Raw genomic sequence first — 19,555 nt, forward strand, 5'->3', positions numbered from 1 at the left:
GAAAGCATTAGGTTAGGTAATATGGTACGGGATTCTGATTTCGGTTTGAGACTTATTGTCTTAGCTGTTGTAGCTTGAAGTGTACGATGTCAGTGCTTTGACATAGTTGGCACGCTCGTATGCTGAGGGGTTCTCGCAGTGGCTACGGCTCATGCATCCACGCAGTTGGAAAATCGATTCATAATCATGTTCTACCATCCAACTCTCAAGCTCTTGTAAACATTTGAGAATTACGTGGGGGCCATTAGTGAGAAGCGTTGAGACCATCATGGCGACATCCGCACCCGCCAGAAGTGACTTGAGGACGTCCGAGGCGGAATGAATTCCACTTGTAGCAGCCAGGGAAGCGGAAAGATGTTCTCGCAGGATAGCAATCCACCGTAGCGGCAAACGCAACTCACCTGGATGGCTTAACTCGAGATGTGGTTGAACTTGGAAGTTATTGATATTAATTTCCGGTTCCAGATATCGATTGAATAGGACAAAGCCATTGGCCCCGGCTTTCTCTAGTCGCAGCACGAAGTTGGGGAGAGCCGTGATGAAAGGTCCCATCTTCACGGCAATGGGTATCGAAACGACGCTCCGGACCTCTTCGACCAAATTTAAATATCGCTGTTCGACTTCTGCGGATGTAGTGCTTGGGTCGGTCGGAACGAAGTAGATGTTCAGCTCCAAGGCATCCGCACCGGCGTCGGCGAGCATTCGCGAGTAGCGTCCCCAACCATGCGGAGAACACCCATTGAGACTGGCAATCACCGGTATGTCGACCAGCGATTTCGCGGACTGAATCAACTTTATATACTGGCGTGTTCCGACGTTGTAATGACTAACGGCGGGCAGGAATCCGCTTGCCTCAGCCGAGACTTCAGCCTGGAAGTCGCTCAGACGGAATAGTTCCATCTCTTCATGTTCCATCTGCTCTTCAAACAGAGATGGCAGCACAACGGCTGCCGCACCAGCATCGGCGAGTGCTTTAATTTGATCGAGGTTACCTGTCAGCGGTCCTGCTCCGGCAATGATTGGACTTGATAGATCGAGTCCAAGGTACCTGGTTTTCAGCTCAACACTCATGTCTTCTCCTCCGAGTCGGCTATTTCTCGTTCGATATGACCCATCTGTTCGTAGTAGTGCCACTGATCGTCGATATCTTGTTGGGCCAGTTCAAGCAAGTGTTTTGCATGTTCCTGAGATGTCTGGTTGAGCATCGCGAACCGACCTTCTTTGGCGGCGAACTCCTTCAAGGGTATCGAAGGCTTATGGCTATCGAGTTTGAACGGATGTTCTTCGCCGTGAGCTCGACGAGGATCATAGTGATATAGTGGCCAAAATCCGGAATTCACGGCATCTTTCTGGTGCGTCATGCCTGTACGCATATCGATGCCATGGGCAATACATTGTGAATAGGCCAGGATGAGTGAGGGCCCTTGATAGGAGTCGGCATCCATCAAAGTGCGAATTGCTTGGGCAGGGTTGGCACCGATCGCAATTTGAGCGACGAACACGCCGCCGTAGGAAACCGCCAACATCCCAAGGTCCTTCTTGCGGTTGGGCTTACCTTGAGCCGCAAACTTGGCCATAGCAGCTCGTGGAGTTGCCTTGGAAGCCTGTCCACCGGTGTTTGAGTAGACTCCGGTGTCTAAGACCAGGACGTTAATGTTCGCTCCGGAAGCGAGGACATGATCAAGGCCCCCGAATCCAATGTCGTAAGCCCAGCCATCTCCCCCGACGATCCAAACGCTTTTCCGAATCAACGCGTCCAGTAAATCCAAAAGGTGAGCAGAGGTCGGAGACTCTATTTGCTGGAGGCTTGCTCGGAGCTGAGTGACTCGCTCTCGTTGCGCGTAAATCGCTTCGTCGTCATTCTGCATCGCATGAATGACATCTTGGACGAGAGTACTCCCCACTTGCTTCTCAATCTGTTGAAGCAGAGCCGCTGCCGTACTTCTCTTCTGATCCAAAGCAAGGCGCATTCCAAGCCCGAACTCGGCGTTATCTTCAAATAGCGAGTTCGACCACGCAGGACCACGCCCAGAGCAATCGTGGGCCCAGGGGGTCGTAGGTAGATTGCCTCCATAAATCGAAGAGCAGCCGGTCGCATTTGCAGCCAGCAAACGATCGCCAAATAGCTGAGTTAATAGCTTAAGATAAGGCGTTTCTCCACAACCTGCACAGGCACCTGAAAACTCGAACAGTGGTTGGATTGTCTGCGAACCTTTGACGGTAGCAAGTTTGACGTCCCGTCGATCTGTCTCTGGTAAACGTCTGTAGAATTCAAAGTTTTTGCGCTCGACCTCTAGGTGCTCTTCCTTCGGACACATGTTGATTGCTTTGTGACGTATTACTTCCTTACTTCTCGCCGGACAGACGTCGACGCAAACACCACAACCAGTGCAACCGTCGGGGGCAACTTGGATAACCATTGCCTCTGCATGCGTGTCCTTGCTGGGCCACAACTTGCTGCGGAATGTAAGCGGGGCTTCTTCTTCAATGTAATCAGCATCGAACACCTTCATGCGGATAGCTGCGTGAGGGCACACCAACGCACATAGACCACACTCGATGCAGATATCAGGGTCCCAAATCGGAATCTCCCGGGCGATACTACGCGTTTCAAAGCGAGATGTACCGGTTGGGAAAGTTCCATCTGCGGGCATCGCGCTCACCGGAAGGAGATCCCCTTTGCCGGAGATCATCAACGAAGTGACACGCTTCACGAAGTCGGTTGCGTCGGTCGTCACAGGCGGACGACGGTTCAATTCGCCTGATTTCTCCGTTGGAATTGGAATTTCATGCAAGCTATTCAGCGCCATATCGACGGCTGCAAAATTTCTTTCAACAACGGATTCTCCTAACTTGGCGTAGGTACCAGAGATCGCATGCTTGATGTGATCGATAGCTTCGGAAATAGGCATTAAGTCGGTCAAAGCGAAGAAGCAAGTTTGCATCACCGTATTGATGCGCCCGCCAAGTCCTGCTTCTTTTGCTACGCGGTAGCCATCGATCGCGTATAACTTGAGCCCTTTATCGATAATTTGAGACTGAACTTCCAATGGCAGACGCTGCCATACTTGCTGTGGAGGTTGAGACGTACAAAGAAGGAACGTTCCCCTGTCTGCGACGCGTTCCAGCACGTCCATTCGGTGGAGTAACTCTTCCTGGTGACAAGCTACGAACTGCGCTTTTTGGATCAGGTAGCTCGACGCGATCGGCCTAGGGCTGAAGCGTATATGCGAAACGGTCGCCGACCCCGACTTTTTTGAGTCGTAAACGAAGTAGCCTTGGGCGTAAAGCGGGGTCGATTCGCCGACAATCTTGACCGTGTTCTTATTAGCGCCAACCGTTCCGTCGCTTCCCAGACCATAAAACACTGCGCGGAAGATGTCGTCGGGTTCAGAATCCAATTCGGAGTCCCACTTCAAGCTAAGGTGCGTAACGTCGTCGTGGATGCCGATGGTGAACTTTCGCTTGGGTTCGGGGTGATCTAGCTCCTCAAATATGGCTCTTGCCATGGCGGGCGTGAACTCTTTGGATGACAAACCATACCGGCCTCCAATCACCAACGGCATCGAGGAGCCGTGCCATGCTTCACTTAGAGTGGTTACTACGTCTTGATATAAGGGTTCTCCAGCCGATCCAGGCTCTTTCGTACGGTCGAGAACAGCGATTCTGCGCGTTGTCGTTGGAAGAGATTTTACGAACGACTCTGCATCCCAAGGGCGGAACAGCCGGATTTTGAGTACCCCGATTTTGTTGCCAGCGGCTATTTCCTCATTGACAACTTCTTCCACCGCACCACATCCCGATCCCATCAGGATAATCACTGAGTGAGCATCCTTAGCACCGACGTAGTCAAACAATTGGTACCGGCGTCCCGTAAACGTCGCCAAACGATCCATAGTGCGCTGCACGATGGATGGAGCGGTTGCATAGAACGGATTGATGGCTTCTCGCGCCTGGAAGAAGACATCAGGATTCTGAGCCGTCCCGCGTAGCATGGGCCTCTCGGGGTCCAAGGACCTGCGTCGGTGCTCGGCGACCATATTGTCGTCAATCATCTCCCGCATAGTTTCCACTGAGATCGCTTCAATTTTGTTGATTTCGTGGGATGTGCGGAAGCCATCAAAGAAATGCACAAAGGGAATGCGACTTTGGAGCGTTGCTGCTTGAGAGATAAGTGCGAAGTCGTGTGCTTCTTGAATGTTACTAGCACAAAGCATGCCCCACCCGGTTGCTCTGACTGCCATAACATCGCTGTGATCGCCAAAGATCGACAAGGCATGGGTGGCGATGGAACGGGAGGCGACATGAAAGACCGCAGGCGTCAATTCACCCGCGATCTTGTACATATTCGGGATCATCAATAATAATCCCTGCGACGCTGTAAATGTCGTTGCCAGTGCACCAGCTTGCAGTGCTCCGTGTACGCTTCCCGCGGCACCTCCTTCGCTTTGCATTTCAATCACGCGTGGCACGGCGTCAAAAATATTTTTCCGTTGGGTTCCAGCCCAGGCGTCGGCGAACTCTCCCATCGGCGATGCAGGGGTGATCGGGTAGATGGCGATTACCTCGTTTGTTAGATAGGCAATCTCAGCTGCTGCTCGATTACCGTCCCACGTAACATACTTGGTAGAAGGTTTGTTTTCGGTAATCATGGCAGGTCCTCGCTAGGGTGTGGGGTGGGTGGATCAAGTCAGGACGGAAAGCCTTCGGCGTGTGATTGGGATGCGGGAGTGTTTGTGTTAGCTAGTTCCTTTTCAAGCTGCAGAATATCCAACGTTGTTTTCAGAACGGCATCGGGGTTCAGGGATATGCTGTCGATGCCTTGTTCTACGAGAAATCGAGCGAACTCGGGATAGTCACTGGGGGCCTGGCCGCAGATTCCGATCTTCCTTCCAGCGCGTTTAGCTGCTTGGATGGCACTTGCGATCGCACGGGTTACCGCCGCATTACGTTCGTCAAATATGTGAGCGATGATCTCGGAATCTCGGTCGACACCAAGGGTCAACTGAGTCAGGTCGTTAGAACCGATGGAGAATCCATCGAATATCTCAGCGAACTCGGCAGCACACCAGACGTTGCTGGGTAGTTCGCACATGACATAAACTTCGAGGCCATTTTCACCTCGTTTAAGACCGTGTTGCTCCATGACCTCGAACACATTGCGTCCCTCTTCTACAGTACGGCAGAAGGGAATCATCAGCTTGACATTGGTCAATCCCATTTCCTCGCGTACCTTCCGCATCGCTTGGCATTCAAGGCCAAACGCGTCCCGGTAGCGCGGGTCGTAGTATCGTGATGCCCCACGGAAGCCAATCATTGGGTTCTCCTCGTGCGGCTCAAAGGGCGATCCACCCAGTAGATTGGCGTATTCGTTGGTTTTGAAGTCACTCATCCGAACAATCACATCGTTCGGGTAAAAAGCAGCAGCAATCTGGCCAACTCCGGCGGCCAGCATGTCGATAAAGAACTGCGGTTTATCTTCGTAGCCTGCCGTGATTTTGGAAATCCGCTGCTTAGTCTCTGGGTCGTCGAGCTTATCGAAGCCCAGCAATGCTTGCGGATGGATTTGAATCGAGTTGTTGATAATGAACTCCATTCGCGCTAGGCCGACCCCATCGCTTGGGATTTGCGCCAGCCGAAACGCCTCGTCGGGATTGGCGACGTTCATCATGATGTGCACGTTGGGACGTGCCAGTTCGCCGAGATCAACCTGCTGAACTTCAAAATCGAGTTGTCCATCGTAGACATAGCCCGCATCACCTTCAGCACAGCTTACAGTGACTGACTTGCCATTAGTGAGGATCTCGGTGGCTTCGGCCGCACCGACGATCGCAGGCAAACCAAGTTCGCGACTAACGATTGCCGCGTGGCAAGTTCGTCCGCCGCGGTTGGTGACGATCGCCGCAGCCTTCTTCATGATCGGTTCCCAGTCAGGGTCTGTCTTGTCGGTCACTAGCACTTCACCGTCCTGGAACAGTTCGAGTTGCTGGGCGTCTTTAATGACGCGGACAGGACCGACCGCGATGCGTTCGCCGACACTTCGGCCGGTGACAAGCCGTTTCCCCTTTTCTTTCAAACGAAACGTTTCCAGAATCTTCCCTGTTCGTTGCGACTGGACCGTTTCAGGACGTGCCTGGACGATGAATAATTTGCCCGTGATTCCATCTTTGGCCCACTCCATATCCATAGGGGTAGGGCGGCCACGCTTCTTGCTATAGTGTTGTTCGATGATTATTGCCCAGCGAGCGAGTTGCAGAATCTCATCTTCGCTAAGAGCAAACCGAGCTCGATCGTCTGGAGGAACTGGGATGTTTCGGGTCATGCGGCTTCCGCCGATGTCGTAGACAAGCTTGAACTCTTTGCTGCCCAAGTGTTTCTTCAGAATTGGGCGATAACCTTGCTTAAGCGTAGGCTTGAAAACATAAAACTCGTCGGGACTTATCGATCCTTGCACAACATTTTCGCCCAGCCCGTACGCGGCATTGATCAGTACGGCATCTTTGAATCCCGTCTCAGTGTCTATGGAGAACATCACCCCTGAGGTTGCCAGGTCGGAGCGGACCATCTGCTGTACGCCGATGGAAAGGGCGATCTTCGTATGACCGAACCCCTTATCCGCTCGATACGAAATCGCGCGATCCGTGAACAGCGAGGCGAAGCAGCGACGACATGAATCGAGAAGTTGACCGTGCCCTCGAACATTTAGGTAAGTTTCCTGTTGACCGGCAAAACTAGCGTCAGGCAGGTCCTCAGCCGTAGCGCTAGAACGTACCGCGACATCAGGTGCCTGCGACTGGCAAAGTTTGTCATAGGCGTCGCAAATTTCCTTCTCCAGATTATGCGGAAAGGGGGCGGAGAGTATTGCGTGGCGAATCTGACTTCCGCGATCACGAAGATTCTCAATATCGCTTGTATCAAGGTCGCTGAGAATCTGTTCGATTCTTCGATCCAAACGAGACGCATGCAGAAACAATCGATAAGCGTCAGCCGTGATGGCGAATCCGTTTGGGACGGCAATTCCTTCCGCTTGGAGTTCGCCGAACATTTCACCGAGCGATGCATTCTTGCCACCCACGATTGGGATGTCGTCAATTCCGATCTCGTTGAACCATAGGGTAAACTCAGTTGTGGTCGAAATGGACATGACAGAACCTCGGCTATTTCAAAAGGATTACCAGTATTTTTCAGTGTGGATATTGCCTGGAAGCCGTGGCTGATCGAGTCGAAACCCTTGTCTCTCTAGGATCTCTACCACGCCTATGGGCGTTGGATAGATACGGGGGACTTGTTGAAGGGATTGAGGAGCTCCGATCATCGCAGGGTTTCCGCAAAGGTAGACCTGGCTTGTTTTGGGATTGGGTTTTGGCTGGCGTGGAACGATCTCTTCCCAATTACGAAAGACATCCTGAACGTAACGTTTGCCAATATAGTCGTCACGTGTTGGTGAGATGTTCTCTGGTTCGCGTGTCGTTAGGGGGACGTATTGATAGTTGGGGAACTGCCGCTCAAGCTCCATGTGCTGTCGTAGGTAACCCAGATCCTGTCGTTGGCGGACGCATACGATGCTGGTGATCGGGCCGTTGTATCCTTTCGAGAGGAGTTCGACGATCATCCCGTTATGAGGAGCTTCGCCTGTTCCGGTTGCGACAAACACCAGATGCTCTTCCGTATGACCGGAGCGCAGCGTGTAATTGCCGTGCGCGTGTTTCCCTACCCAAAGGCGGTCTCCTACATTTAAGTGAAACAATCGCGGAGTCAGCGAGGGGGGGTGAGGCAGGCTGTGGGATACTAGCGTTATGTAAAACTCAAGGTAGTCCAGATCATTGGCTCGCACGATCTTCCCTGTATCGTCCAAGATCGGGCAGCTGATCGAATAGGCTCGTTGGATTAGGTGTCCATGTTCTTCGGATTCGGCCACCTCCAGACTGTCGCCGTGTTCCCATTTGCCCAGCCCCAGGCTGAGATACTGCCCCGGCATAAAACGTATCGATTCCACGTCCGGCTCGATACGCAAGATGCGCAGGCTTTCGTGAATGGGAACAATCTCAACAACATGCGCGTTGTAGATACTTTCCCGTACTACATCAGCCTTTTCGTTGGGATTCAAAGGCGTTGTCATGGAACCGTCCTACCGTCAATTCTGGTGAGGCAATGACTCGTAGGAGAGATAAAGCAAAGCAAGGGCCATTTCGGCGCGATTTCTGCATTGATATCAATGGCCCCGAAAAGACCTGGGGAGAATTGTTTGGTTGTCCGTACCTTGCGGCAATGATACCGCTTTGAATAGTGTCAAAACCGCACAGCTGTGCTAAATCGCTCACCTGAGGAGTTCCTCCTGATTGTAGCTAGCGATTTTGCTTGACGCGTGGAATGGCGTTGCTTTAAGGTCGATGACACATGGTTATCTGCATTTCGAGGAATCATGAGTACTCACATGCCAATTCTCTGTGTCGGTAGTCCCCACGGCAATGATCAGGTTGGCTGGTTGGTTGGGCACCTGCTTCGCGATCGGGGGATGGAGTTGGTTCATGTGATTCGGAGCGTCGACCAGTTGATGACACTTCTATCATCCGACTGTCGTTCGATCATTGTCGATGCCTGCCAAAGTGGCGCTCCGGTTGGAACAATCTTCCGCTTCGAATGGCCTGATCCTCGCATAGCGGCTGCCCGCGGTCTCTCGTCGCATGCAATAGATGTTCCCTACGCGTTGAGAATGGCCGAGGTATTGGGCAAGCTGCCTAGAAAGGTGATCTTGTTTGCCATCGAAGTGGAATCGTCACATCCCGCGCAGGAGGTGGAGCGGACTGTCATTGCTGCCGCGCACAAATTGGCGGACCAAATCGAAGAGGAAATTGCCTCCAATGGGGAGAGCCTGCAATGCATGAACGATCTTTAGCCCAAGCGTTGTTAAATCAAATTGCAGAGATTGCGAACGCACATCCTGCGTCGAAAGTCGTTGTGATCCGGATAAGTATTGGTCTGTTTTCTGGGGTCGAGCCTGAGTTATTCCGAATGGCATTGGAAACGATGGTACCCGATTCTCCCTATCACGATGCCAAGATTGAGATGGGCGTCGTTGAAATTGAAGCTCATTGTCCACAATGCGACCATCGATTTCCTGTAAAAGCGTTTTCGTTTACTTGTCCTCGCTGCGGGGGGCAAGACACCAGCGTTGTCCAAGGAGAAGACCTTGTGCTGGAAAGTCTCGTGCTTGAGGAGGAAGCATCATGTCCAACGACGACCTAGTGGAAGCGATTCGAGAGGTCGACTGTTTTCAAGGAATTCACGAGGAAGATCTAGGCCAAATTGCTAAGATGGGTCGCGTGATAGAGTTCGCGGCGAACGAAATAGTGTTTCGAGAAGGGGATACGGCACTCAGTTCCTATGTTGTTGTTTCGGGAACCCTGTCCTTGGAAGTGTGCGCACCTGGTATCGGTTGCCGTCGCCTCTCGACGATCCGCGACGGAGAGTTCCTGGGCTGGTCGCCGGTGCTCGATAATTTTCACATGACAGTTACCGCTCGTACGGTCACCATTTGCCATTTGATCGAACTTCCGAAAGACCAGTTGCTTGCGCTTTGCGAGCGTAGCCCGCATTTTGGTTATGTGTTTATGCGAGGCGTTGCTCAGACGCTGGCAAGGCGTCTTAGCGCCGCTCGAATGCAACTGCTGAACCTGTTCGGGGACGAAGCGGAAACGAACGCAGCGGACGGATAATTCAGCTCATGGCTCCCACTCACTCAGATGACCAGTCGACTCCCCAGGCGGATACGCTCTTGCGCATCGCGAAGGACCAACTCGAGGTGATCGTCAGCGAGTTTCGAACGCGAGGGTATCGAGCAATCCTTCCGAAAGTGGCTGACGGAGCGGTAATCTACGACGAAGCAGAGAATATTAGCCAATTGCCAATCGGTGTTTTGGATGAGCAAGAAGGGGGGACATATCGGCTAAAGCCTGGCTCACGAGATGGCTTCTTTGACTACGTGGTTGGTCCACACTCGGTAAAACGATATCTGTTTCCTCCTACGGAAACGGTGCTGCACGCGGACCGCATCGAAGGAAGCTGGCAGTTTATGTCTCCGTCGCCCGCTAGTGAGCCCACGGTGATCGTGGGTGTTCGATCGTGTGACCTGCATGCGATCGCGATTCAGGATCGTGTGTTTCTGGAAGGTCCTTACGTTGATCAGGCGTATAAGGCCCGGCGCGAGAAACTGGCTTTGGTGGCCGTTAACTGTCGTCGTGCAGCTTCGACTTGCTTTTGTCACTCGATGGGAACCGGCCCTGTCGTAACGAAGGGGTGTGATCTGGCTCTGACCGAATTGGATGACGCGTTCGCTGTTGAAATTGGGACTTCCTTGGGGGGTGAAGTAATAAACGCTTGTCGATCGTCATCGTTTACTGCTGAAGAGGTGAGGAATGTCCGGCAGATTCCTCTTCTGCTGCGTCAGAAGATGGAGCAAGGAGGCCGAGGTTTTGCCGATGAGCAGGATATGCCAAATTGCCCTGATGGCCGGGACCTCGATACGGATGATATTCGAAACCTGCTGGTACACAACCTAGAACATCCCCGGTGGGAGAATGTCGCCCAGCGATGCCTATCTTGCGCGAACTGTACACTCGTGTGTCCCACTTGCTTCTGTTCGTCGATAGAAGACGTAACCGATTTGGCTGGTGAGCATATCGAGCGAGAACGGAGTTGGGGGTCCTGCTTTACGGCTGAGCACTCCTACATGAACTCTGGTATCGTGAGGAACTCGACACGTTCACGGTATCGGCAGTGGTTAGTTCACAAGTTGGCCACATGGATCGATCAATTTGATACCTCGGGTTGTGTCGGTTGTGGACGCTGCATTACCTGGTGCCCTGTCGGCATTGATCTGACCCAGGAAGTTGCTGCGATTCGAGGAGACCAACCATGAGTGCTACCCCGCAGTCGATGCGTGGCACCAATCCTTGGACGCCCCGGCCCTTTCGTATTGAAGGGATCATTGCTGAATTAACCAGCGTCTGGACCTTCTGTTTAAGTCCCGAGGAGGGAGACTCGCCTTCGTTCCAGCCAGGACAGTTCAACATGCTTTATGTTCCCGGGTTTGGCGAAGCGGCGATCTCGATCAGTTCTAGCACTTACGATATCCCTCAATTACAGCACACGTTTCGTGCCGTCGGTAACGTCACAGGTGCCCTCTCGCGACTCCGTGAAGGAGATCAGATTGGGGTCCGCGGCCCTTTTGGTAATTCTTGGCCGGTGATGCAATTGCCGGGTAAGAACGTCATCTTCGTAGCTGGGGGAATTGGACTGGCACCCCTGAGGCCAGTGATCGAGTATACCCTTCAGAATCGTACTGAATATGAAAAGCTTAAGTTGATTTATGGCGCGAAGTCACCTGATGTCCTGCTATACCGAAGGGAGTTCTCGCGATGGACGGACGCAGGCCTGGAAATAGAAGTAACCGTCGACCGTGGAACACCACACTGGCAGGGGCATATCGGCGTGGTCACCGAAATCATGCGGCCGTTTCCCGGAGATCCCGAGCAGACCCAGGTTCTGGTCTGTGGGCCAGAGGTGATGATGCGATTCGTCGCACGCGAGGCAATCTCTCTGGGGGTTCCTCCTGCCCAGGTGTTTTTGTCGCTTGAGCGGAATATGAAATGCGCAATGGGGATGTGCGGCGTATGTCAGTTTGGCCCCGAATTCATCTGCAAAGATGGTCCTGTGTTCCCCTTTAACCGAATTCAACAATACCTACGGTTGGAGGATCTCTAATGGTCAATAAGACGAAACTGGCGGTATTCAAGTTTGCTTCCTGCGATGGGTGCCAGTTATCGCTATTGGACTGTGAGGACGAGTTGCTTTCCGTCGCAGACGCAGTCGATATTGCCTACTTTTTAGAAGCTCGCTCGCGACGTGTGGAAGGGCCCTATGATGTCGGTCTCGTGGAAGGATCCATCACAACTCCAGGTGATGTGGGGCGAATCCAGGAAGTACGGCGCGCCTGCAAATACCTAGTCACTATCGGTGCATGCGCGACAGCCGGAGGGATTCAAGCACTTCGAAATTGGGCCAACGTGGATGATTTCTTCCGGCATGTCTATGCCCATCCCGAGTTCATTTCCACGTTGAATACAAGTACGCCGATATCGGATCACGTAGCAGTGGACTTTGAACTGCGAGGCTGTCCTATTAGTAAGCATCAATTGATCGAGCTTCTTACTGCTCTCGTCCATCACAAGAAGCCCACGACACCGACCCACAGTGTATGCGTCGAATGTAAGAAGCGTGGGACCGTTTGTGTGGCTGTCGCTCAAGGTATTGCCTGCCTGGGTCCTCTTACACAAGCCGGTTGCGGAGATCTGCACACAGGACGAGGAGCGATCTGCCCCGCGTGCAACCGTGAGTGCTTTGGATGCTTTGGACCCCAGGACCAAGTCAATGGAGCTAGCCTGACGAAATTTTATCAGCAGAAAGGCATTCCCCGTCAGACGCTGGTCCAGCTGACACGGAACTTTAGTGGCTACGCTCCAGAGTTTCGGCAGACAAGCGACTCCCTGGAAGAGCAAGAGGAGTCACCATGACTTCCGAGGAAGAACCACAGCCGACCGAACGCCGAACGATCGAGGTGAAGGCAATCTCTCGTGTTGAGGGAGAAGGCCGACTTCACCTGCGTGTTCGTGGCAATGTCATAGAGCACGTTGAATTAAACATATACGAGCCTCCAAGGTTCTTTGAAAGCTTTCTTCGCGGACGTCAGATTCACGAAGTTCCCGATATTACCGCACGTATCTGCGGTATATGCCCAGTCGCCTACCAGATGAGCTCTTGTCATGCGCTAGAAAAGGCGTTGGGGATTAACGTTTCGCCAGAGATTCGTCTCTTGAGGCGGTTGTTGTACTGCGGTGAATGGATCGAAAGCCACGTGCTGCACATTTACCTTCTGCATGCCCCAGATTTTTTGGGATACGAGAGCGGTATCTCGATGGCTGTCGATCATCGAGAAAAGGTGGAACGTGGTCTGGAGTTAAAGAAGATCGGCAACGATCTACTTGAGGTTCTCGGCGGCCGAGCCATTCATCCTGTCAACATAACAGTAGGGGGATTCTACCGCGCGCCGAGCGTGCGAGACCTGAAGGCGTTACTCCCTCGGCTCGAATGGGGACTGCAAGCAGCACTGGAGACGGTGCATTGGGTCAGCAAGTTTGAATTTCCTGATTTCACGTGGGACTATGATTTAGTTTCATTACATCATGAAGACGAGTATCCTCTGAATGAGGGCCAGGTTGCTTCATCGTCGGGAGCGATGATTCCAATCGAAGACTACGAGAATCATTTTCAGGAACGGCATGTGGAGCATAGTACGGCGCTATACAGTGTAAAGGCTCCTGATAATCACTTCTATTTGACAGGCCCGTTGGCGCGATTGAATAACTGCCATGACAAGCTTTCACCGATCTGTTTGAAAGTGTTTGATCAAACCGGCTTGACCCTGCCATTGAGAAATAACTTTCAAAGTATCGTGGCCAGGGCGTTGGAAGTGGTCTATGCCTTTGACGAGGCAATTCGAATTGTGAAAGCTTATCAGGTCGAGGTTGTTCCTTCGCGTACCCCTTTTGAACTTCGTCCAGGCGAAGGTTGCCATGCTACCGAGGCACCGCGTGGACTGTTATATCATCGATACCGCATTGGAGAGGATCACCTCATAGCTGAGGCCAAAATTGTTCCACCCACGTCACAGAACCAAGGGCAAATCGAGTCAGACTTACGAAGCTATCTTCCACAACTTTTGTCGCTTGAGAGTGAAGAGATTGCCGAAAAATCAGAGCATCTCATCCGAAATTATGACCCCTGTATTAGTTGCGCGACCCATTTTCTGAAGATGACTATTGACTGGAATTCAGATTCCGCCAAATGACGGATAAGGAAGAAACATCATATGTCGACTGAGACTATTTCCGTTAATCAAGATATCCGCACACTGCGGCGCGAGGCTGCCGAGGCTTTTCAAATGCGAATGCAAGATCAGGGAACCTATGTGGTCCGCCTACTTTCATCGCCCGGTTCTGGTAAGACGACACTTTTGGAAGAAACCACGAAACGTTTAGGAAAGGAGTACCGCGTAGGCATCTTGGTGGGGGACATTGCCACGAATCGTGACGCTGAACGACTGTCTCCATTGGCCACAACGGCGCAAATAACAACCGGTGGGGCCTGTCATTTGGAACTACCACTGGTTGAAAAGATCTTACCGCAGTTAGGCCAAAGCTCTTTCGAGTTTCTCTTTATCGAAGACGTGGGAAACCTGGTGTGTCCTGCTTCTCACGACCTGGGAGAGCATCTCCGAACGCTTGTTTTAAGCACAACCGAAGGAGACGATAAGCCGGGTAAGTACCCCAAAGCATTCCGAACCAGCCAGGCTGTGGTGATTAACAAAATCGATCTGTTGCCCTATGTTCCATTTTCGGTCGAAAGAGCAATGGCCGACGCTCGCGACGTCCATGGTGATATAGACTTCTTTCCCATGTCAGCATTGTCAGGAGAAGGAGTCGAATTGTGGTGTGACTACCTGCGTTTGCTTCGGAATAAGATGATGTCAAAGTGTGCCAATAGCATTCCCGAGTAGGACTGGCTTGCAATGCTTAGGGCCATCGGCCAAACAATGTGCAAGACTTCAGCGGTTGTTGCCGAGGATATTGTTCTTCGGGGACGCCTGCAAGGAATAGGGGTACGTCCTGCGATCTTTCGTTTGGCTACCGAGCTTGGTTTGGTTGGGATGGTACGTAACACCCCTCAAGGCATCTCGATTCACGTAGAAGGTACTCCGCAGCAGACGGCTCTTTTTAGGAGCTTGCTTCCGACATCCCTGCCTGACCAAGCAGAGGTCAGTGGCCAGCAGTATTGTGAGTCTTCGCCGGTCGGGAATCATCAATTTGAAATAGTCAAGGAAGACTCACGCGAGGCTATCGTGACTGATGTGCCGCTTGATGCTGCAGTTTGCCACGAATGCCTTGAAGAGGTTCGTCAGCCGGGAAATCGGCGATATCAGTACGCTTTCAATAGCTGTGCAAGATGTGGCCCCCGCTATACCGTTATTCGGCAGATGCCGTTCGAACGGGCAGATACCGCGATGGTCGATTTCCCCAGGTGTAACGAATGTGACGCAGAGTATCACTCCCCGGCTGATCGGCGGTTTCACGCCCAAACTATTTCGTGTTCGCAATGCGGGCCACGATTGTGGAGCATGACAGCCGATAGTCAGCGTTGTGACGATCAACAGGAAGCGCTCAATGAAGCGGCTCAGGCAGTGCTATGTGGGATGATCGTTGCAGTCAAAGGGGTTGGGGGGTACCAACTGATAGTTGATGCAACGAACCCTGACGCGGTAGAACGACTGCGACAGAGGAAAGGTCGGATCAGTAAACCGTTTGCCGTGATGATGCGAACTGCGATCGAGGTGAAGCAGGCTGCCTTTATCGATGACGCAGAAGAACGGGCTTTGTTGTCGGCAGCGAATCCGATTGTTCTGCTACAAGTTAAGGACGATACCGTTATCGCGAAGGGTGTATATCCAGATCTAAACACGGTTGGCATCATGCTACCGACCTCGCCTCTGCATGACCTGCTGTTAGAGCGAGTCGGGCGGCCTTTGATCTGCACAAGTGGCAACCGCGAAGGAACGCCGATAGCTTTTGAAGAGGAACAAGCAGAGGCAAGTTTAAAAGGAGTGTGCGACCTCTGGTTGCATCACAATCGTCCGATCGTTCGGCCTATCGATGATAGCGTTGTCAGGGTCATGGATGGGAGTTGTGTTACGCTGCGTTTGGCTCGTGGTATGGCTCCCCTTCGTTTTGATTTGGAAACAACGCAGACTCAAATTGCCTTGGGTGGACAACTCAAATCGTCGGTTGCATGGAGCCAAGGCGGCAGTGCATGTCTTAGTCCGCATATAAGCGACCTTGGCACATTATCAGGGCAAGAACGCTACTTGTGGCATATCGCGGATTGGCAATCACTTTATCGCTTTTCCGCCACTCGCGCTGCACATGATTGTCATCCAGATTATTTTACAAGCCATGCGGCATATCGTCTTTTTCCGGAAACGCAACCATTGCAGCATCATTACGCCCACGTGCTGGCGATGATGATTGAACACCAATTACTCGATCAAAAGGTGCTAGGCGTCGTTTGGGATGGTACCGGTTATGGAACAGATCGAACGATCTGGGGTGGCGAATTTTTCGTCGTCGATAGGACTGAGTGCACCCGGACAGCTCACCTGCGTTCCTTTGGTCTTCCTGGTGGCGAAGCGGCGATTTTTCAGCCGTGGCGAACTGCTTTGTCGCTGTTGAATCAGTTGGGATGGTCTGAATCCTTCGAAGCATTGTCCGTATTCGAGTCATTGCGTATGGATATGCGCCTCGTGAATCAAATTCTGGAAAGTAACCAGTTTTCGCCCGCCACAAGCAGTGGTGGCCGTCTCTTCGACGGTGTGGCGGCACTGATACTCGGTCGTCAGCACAGTGAGTACGAAGGCCAGTTCCCGATGATGCTCGAAGCGATTGCGGATCCGGAAGAAAAGGGGGTATATGAATTCGCAGTCTCGGATAGTGCCCCGTGTGAATTGGATTGGAGGCCAATGATTCGGCAAGTATTCGAGGACGTTGTCTCGAATGTTTCCCCAGGACGAATCTCGATGAAATTTCATCGAGGCGTTGCTGAGGCGATCATGGCCGTATGTCGCTGTCATTCGGAACTCCCTGTCGTTCTCGCAGGCGGGGTATTTCAGAATCGTCTCCTGAGCGAGTTGATTGCCGAGATGTCACGAGACGAATTATTACCGGTATACCTACCAGGAATGATACCGCCAGGAGACGGTGGCTTGGCCGCTGGGCAATTGATTGGGGCATTGTCAAAGTTGAGGGAAAGCGATGTGTCTGGCAGTACCCGGTAAGGTTGTCCGATGGATTGAGCGAACGCCTCCCTTCGCGAGTGCTTCGGTTGAGTTTGGCGGTATACGCAGAGAAGTCAACATGGCCTGTGTACCGTCAGCTGCGATCGGAGACTACGTGTTGGTTCACGCAGGTATCGCAATCAGTGTTGTTGGTATGTTGGAAGCGAAACGTCTTCTGCGAACTCTTGAAGAATTAGAATCGATCGAAAACGATCAAGATTCGACTGAGGACTTGCTGCCATGAAATATGTCGATGAGTTTCGTGATGCGGAGGCGTGTCAGAAAGCAATTCGTTCGATCCAAAAGGACGCGACGCAATGTTGGTCGATCATGGAGGTATGCGGAGGCCAAACGCACGGGCTCTTGCGATGGGGAATCGATCAGCAACTTGAGGGAACCGTTCGGCTGTTGCATGGGCCAGGCTGCCCGGTTTGCGTGACTCCCAGTGCGATGATTGATACCGCTGTATCACTTTCGCGGCGTTCGAATTGTACCGTAACAAGCTTTGGTGACATGTTGCGCGTCCCTGGCACGCAGGAGAGCTTGTTGCAGGCCAGAGCGAGAGGGGCGGATGTGCGACTGGTTTACTCCCCGTTGGACGCCGTTCGATTGGCAAAGGAGAATCCGCATCGTGAGGTCATTTTCTTTGCTGTAGGATTCGAGACAACAGCACCGGCTACGGCGCTAGCGGTGAAACAGGCCGCTCATCTCGGATTGACGAACTTTTCGCTCCTGGTGGCCCACGTAAGAGTTCTGCCAGCAATGGAAATGATCGCATCCGAGACGCCGATGCTCGTTAATGGCTTCTTGGCAGCAGGGCACGTTTGTACGGTGACGGGGTTTAATAGCTACGAAGACCTTGCGGCCAGCCATCGGGTGCCAGTTGTTGTTACCGGTTTCGAGCCCTTGGACTTGCTGAGAGGAATTCAGCAATGCGTCACGCTTTTAGAGTGTGATAATCCTTCGGTGGTTAACTGTTATGAGCGATGTGTGAACAAGGCCGGTAATCCACAGGCAATCGGTCACATGGAAGACGTATTTGAGGTTTCCGATCGCGAATGGCGTGGATTTGGACTCATTGCCAACGGGGGCCTGGCCCTCAAGAAGGAATGGGCACAATACGATGCCGCACTAAAGTATTCCATCGGAGATTCCCTTTCGATTATTACCGAAGATTGCCCAGCTGGGCAGATCATGACCGGACGCATGAAACCGGTGGAATGTCCTTTCTTTGGTCGAAATTGCACTCCGGAAAAGCCAATGGGGGCCCCAATGGTGAGCAGTGAGGGAGCCTGTGCCGCCTATTTTCGTTATTTGCCCGCAAATCACATTGTGCGCACTTCCAAATAGTAGAAACTGATGTCTCAATTCCCTATCAATTGTCCGGTCTCCAACTTGGTGGACGACGTTGTCACTCTGGCACACGGTGAAGGGGGACGTTGGACGCGACGATTGATTCGCCAGCGGATTTTGACCCGGCTTGGCAATATCCATCTGGAAGAACTATCGGATGCCGCTACCTTGCCGAAAATGAACGGCGCGCCCGTCATGACGACCGATAGTTACGTCGTTTCCCCTCTTTTCTTTCCCGGCGGCGATATTGGGACGCTTGCCGTGTATGGAACGGTCAACGACCTCGTCGTATCAGGGGCTTTGCCAAAGTGGATTGCGCTTTCGATGATCATCGAGGAAGGCTTTCCACTCTTATCTCTTGACCGTGTGTTGACTTCGATTGCTGCTGCGGCCCGCATCGCCCAGGTACAAATAGTGACCGGCGATACGAAAGTGGTTCCGCGTGGTGCGACCGACGGGATTTACTTGACGACAACCGGCGTGGGAGAACTTATCGAGCCAGCTCCCTCCGGGCCGCGGACGCTAGAGGAAGGAGACGTCATTTTGGTAACCGGTCCGATCGGTCAACATGGGATTTCGATTCTCGCGGCTCGTGAGAACCTCGGGTTCGATCCGATGCCGCAGAGCGATTGTGGTTCGTTATGGAACGCAGCGGAAGCTCTTCGGAACGCTGGATGTGAAGTCCGTTCGATGCGAGATGCCACGCGTGGCGGGATTTCAGCCGTGCTACACGAATGGGCTGACTCCAGTAATACAACGATTGCAATCGACGAACATGCCGTCCCTGTTAGCAGTGAGGTGCGAGGCGCTTGTGAACTGTTGGGATTAGATCCACTTCATCTGGCCAACGAAGGGACGATGGTTGTTGCGGTGCCTGGTAAAATCGCTAGGTGCGCACTACCAGCACTTCAAGAGGGCGGAAGATGCCCGATGGCAGCCATCATCGGTGAAGTTACCGCACGACGATTGGCTCCGGTGGTTGTTCGTCGGGGGCAATTTGCCGAGATTCCCTTAGAAGAACCACAAGGCGCTCCATTTCCTCGAATCTGCTAGATTTGAAATAGGACATCTTTTGGCGCATAAAAAAGCCCGGCTTCCGCCGGGCCGGAGATCTCAGTTGTTTCGGTGGACCCGAACATTTATGAGCATTAGTCGCCACGCAGGCGAGCGTCGAGTCCTAACAGGACTGCGAAGGATCAGGTCCACCCGCGATCTCCTCATCGGTTGGCTTGCTGCCTCCCGAGAAAGTGCCACAATAGC

Annotated in this window: 16 protein-coding genes; 12 read left to right on the plus strand and 4 right to left on the minus strand. The window is 52.5% G+C overall.

Going from position 1 to position 19,555, the window contains the following annotated elements; all coding sequences use genetic code 11:
- Positions 1-60: 60 nt before the first annotated feature.
- The 4 genes from C5Y96_RS22660 to C5Y96_RS22675 are packed head-to-tail and all read right to left on the minus strand — an operon-like array spanning position 61 to position 8,119.
- On the minus strand, positions 61-1,071 hold the full coding sequence (locus tag C5Y96_RS22660; RefSeq protein ID WP_105358198.1) for a dihydroorotate dehydrogenase-like protein: 1,011 nt from the start codon (positions 1,069-1,071) through the stop codon (positions 61-63).
- Positions 1,068-4,652, minus strand: coding sequence for a pyruvate:ferredoxin (flavodoxin) oxidoreductase (gene nifJ, locus C5Y96_RS22665; protein WP_105358201.1), 3,585 nt, complete (start codon positions 4,650-4,652; stop codon positions 1,068-1,070). Before nifJ ends, C5Y96_RS22660 begins: the two co-directional genes overlap by 4 nt.
- Positions 4,653-4,690: 38 nt before the next feature.
- On the minus strand, positions 4,691-7,144 hold the full coding sequence (ppsA, locus tag C5Y96_RS22670; protein WP_105358203.1) for a phosphoenolpyruvate synthase: 2,454 nt from the start codon (positions 7,142-7,144) through the stop codon (positions 4,691-4,693).
- Between the two features lie 27 nt (positions 7,145-7,171).
- The gene (locus tag C5Y96_RS22675; RefSeq protein ID WP_105358206.1) at positions 7,172-8,119 is read right to left on the minus strand and encodes a ferredoxin--NADP reductase; all 948 of its coding nucleotides are present in this window, start codon (positions 8,117-8,119) and stop codon (positions 7,172-7,174) included.
- Between the two features lie 303 nt (positions 8,120-8,422).
- On the opposite strand from C5Y96_RS22675, the gene C5Y96_RS22680 reads away from it, so the two are divergent.
- From C5Y96_RS22680 to hypE, 12 genes are read left to right on the plus strand one after another with little or no spacing between them, the layout of a single operon-like run.
- Positions 8,423-8,896, plus strand: coding sequence for a hydrogenase maturation protease (locus tag C5Y96_RS22680; protein WP_105358209.1), 474 nt, complete (start codon positions 8,423-8,425; stop codon positions 8,894-8,896).
- Entirely contained in the window at positions 8,878-9,246 is a 369-nt protein-coding gene (locus tag C5Y96_RS22685) for a hydrogenase maturation nickel metallochaperone HypA (RefSeq protein ID WP_105358597.1), read from the plus strand. Before C5Y96_RS22680 ends, C5Y96_RS22685 begins: the two co-directional genes overlap by 19 nt.
- Positions 9,228-9,716 carry a Crp/Fnr family transcriptional regulator gene (locus C5Y96_RS22690; protein WP_105358211.1) on the plus strand — a complete coding sequence of 163 codons (489 nt, stop codon included), beginning with the start codon at positions 9,228-9,230 and terminating at the stop codon, positions 9,714-9,716. Before C5Y96_RS22685 ends, C5Y96_RS22690 begins: the two co-directional genes overlap by 19 nt.
- Positions 9,717-9,724: 8 nt before the next feature.
- Positions 9,725-10,918 carry a 4Fe-4S dicluster domain-containing protein gene (locus C5Y96_RS22695; protein ID WP_105358213.1) on the plus strand — a complete coding sequence of 398 codons (1,194 nt, stop codon included), beginning with the start codon at positions 9,725-9,727 and terminating at the stop codon, positions 10,916-10,918.
- Entirely contained in the window at positions 10,915-11,763 is an 849-nt protein-coding gene (locus C5Y96_RS22700) for an FAD/NAD(P)-binding protein (protein ID WP_105358215.1), read from the plus strand. Before C5Y96_RS22695 ends, C5Y96_RS22700 begins: the two co-directional genes overlap by 4 nt.
- Positions 11,763-12,572: an oxidoreductase gene (locus C5Y96_RS22705; RefSeq protein WP_105358222.1), complete on the plus strand. Its 810-nt coding sequence runs from the start codon at positions 11,763-11,765 to the stop codon at positions 12,570-12,572. Before C5Y96_RS22700 ends, C5Y96_RS22705 begins: the two co-directional genes overlap by 1 nt.
- On the plus strand, positions 12,569-13,906 hold the full coding sequence (locus C5Y96_RS22710) for a Ni/Fe hydrogenase subunit alpha (protein ID WP_105358225.1): 1,338 nt from the start codon (positions 12,569-12,571) through the stop codon (positions 13,904-13,906). Before C5Y96_RS22705 ends, C5Y96_RS22710 begins: the two co-directional genes overlap by 4 nt.
- Before the next feature lie 21 nt (positions 13,907-13,927).
- Positions 13,928-14,614, plus strand: a complete 687-nt coding sequence (gene hypB / locus C5Y96_RS22715) for a hydrogenase nickel incorporation protein HypB (RefSeq protein ID WP_105358227.1) — start codon at positions 13,928-13,930, stop codon at positions 14,612-14,614.
- A gap of 36 nt (positions 14,615-14,650) precedes the next feature.
- Positions 14,651-16,942 (plus strand): carbamoyltransferase HypF, encoded by a 2,292-nt coding sequence (hypF, locus tag C5Y96_RS22720; RefSeq protein ID WP_158261374.1) that lies wholly within the window; start codon positions 14,651-14,653, stop codon positions 16,940-16,942.
- On the plus strand, positions 16,920-17,186 hold the full coding sequence (locus C5Y96_RS22725) for a HypC/HybG/HupF family hydrogenase formation chaperone (protein WP_105358232.1): 267 nt from the start codon (positions 16,920-16,922) through the stop codon (positions 17,184-17,186). Before hypF ends, C5Y96_RS22725 begins: the two co-directional genes overlap by 23 nt.
- Positions 17,183-18,292, plus strand: coding sequence for a hydrogenase formation protein HypD (gene hypD / locus C5Y96_RS22730; protein ID WP_105358234.1), 1,110 nt, complete (start codon positions 17,183-17,185; stop codon positions 18,290-18,292). The genes C5Y96_RS22725 and hypD overlap by 4 nt, the downstream gene beginning before the upstream one ends.
- 9 nt (positions 18,293-18,301) lie before the next feature.
- On the plus strand, positions 18,302-19,348 hold the full coding sequence (hypE, locus tag C5Y96_RS22735; protein WP_105358236.1) for a hydrogenase expression/formation protein HypE: 1,047 nt from the start codon (positions 18,302-18,304) through the stop codon (positions 19,346-19,348).
- Positions 19,349-19,555: the final 207 nt, after the last annotated feature.

The organism is Blastopirellula marina, from assembly GCF_002967715.1.
GTDB classification, from domain to species: Bacteria; Planctomycetota; Planctomycetia; order Pirellulales; family Pirellulaceae; genus Bremerella; species Bremerella marina_B.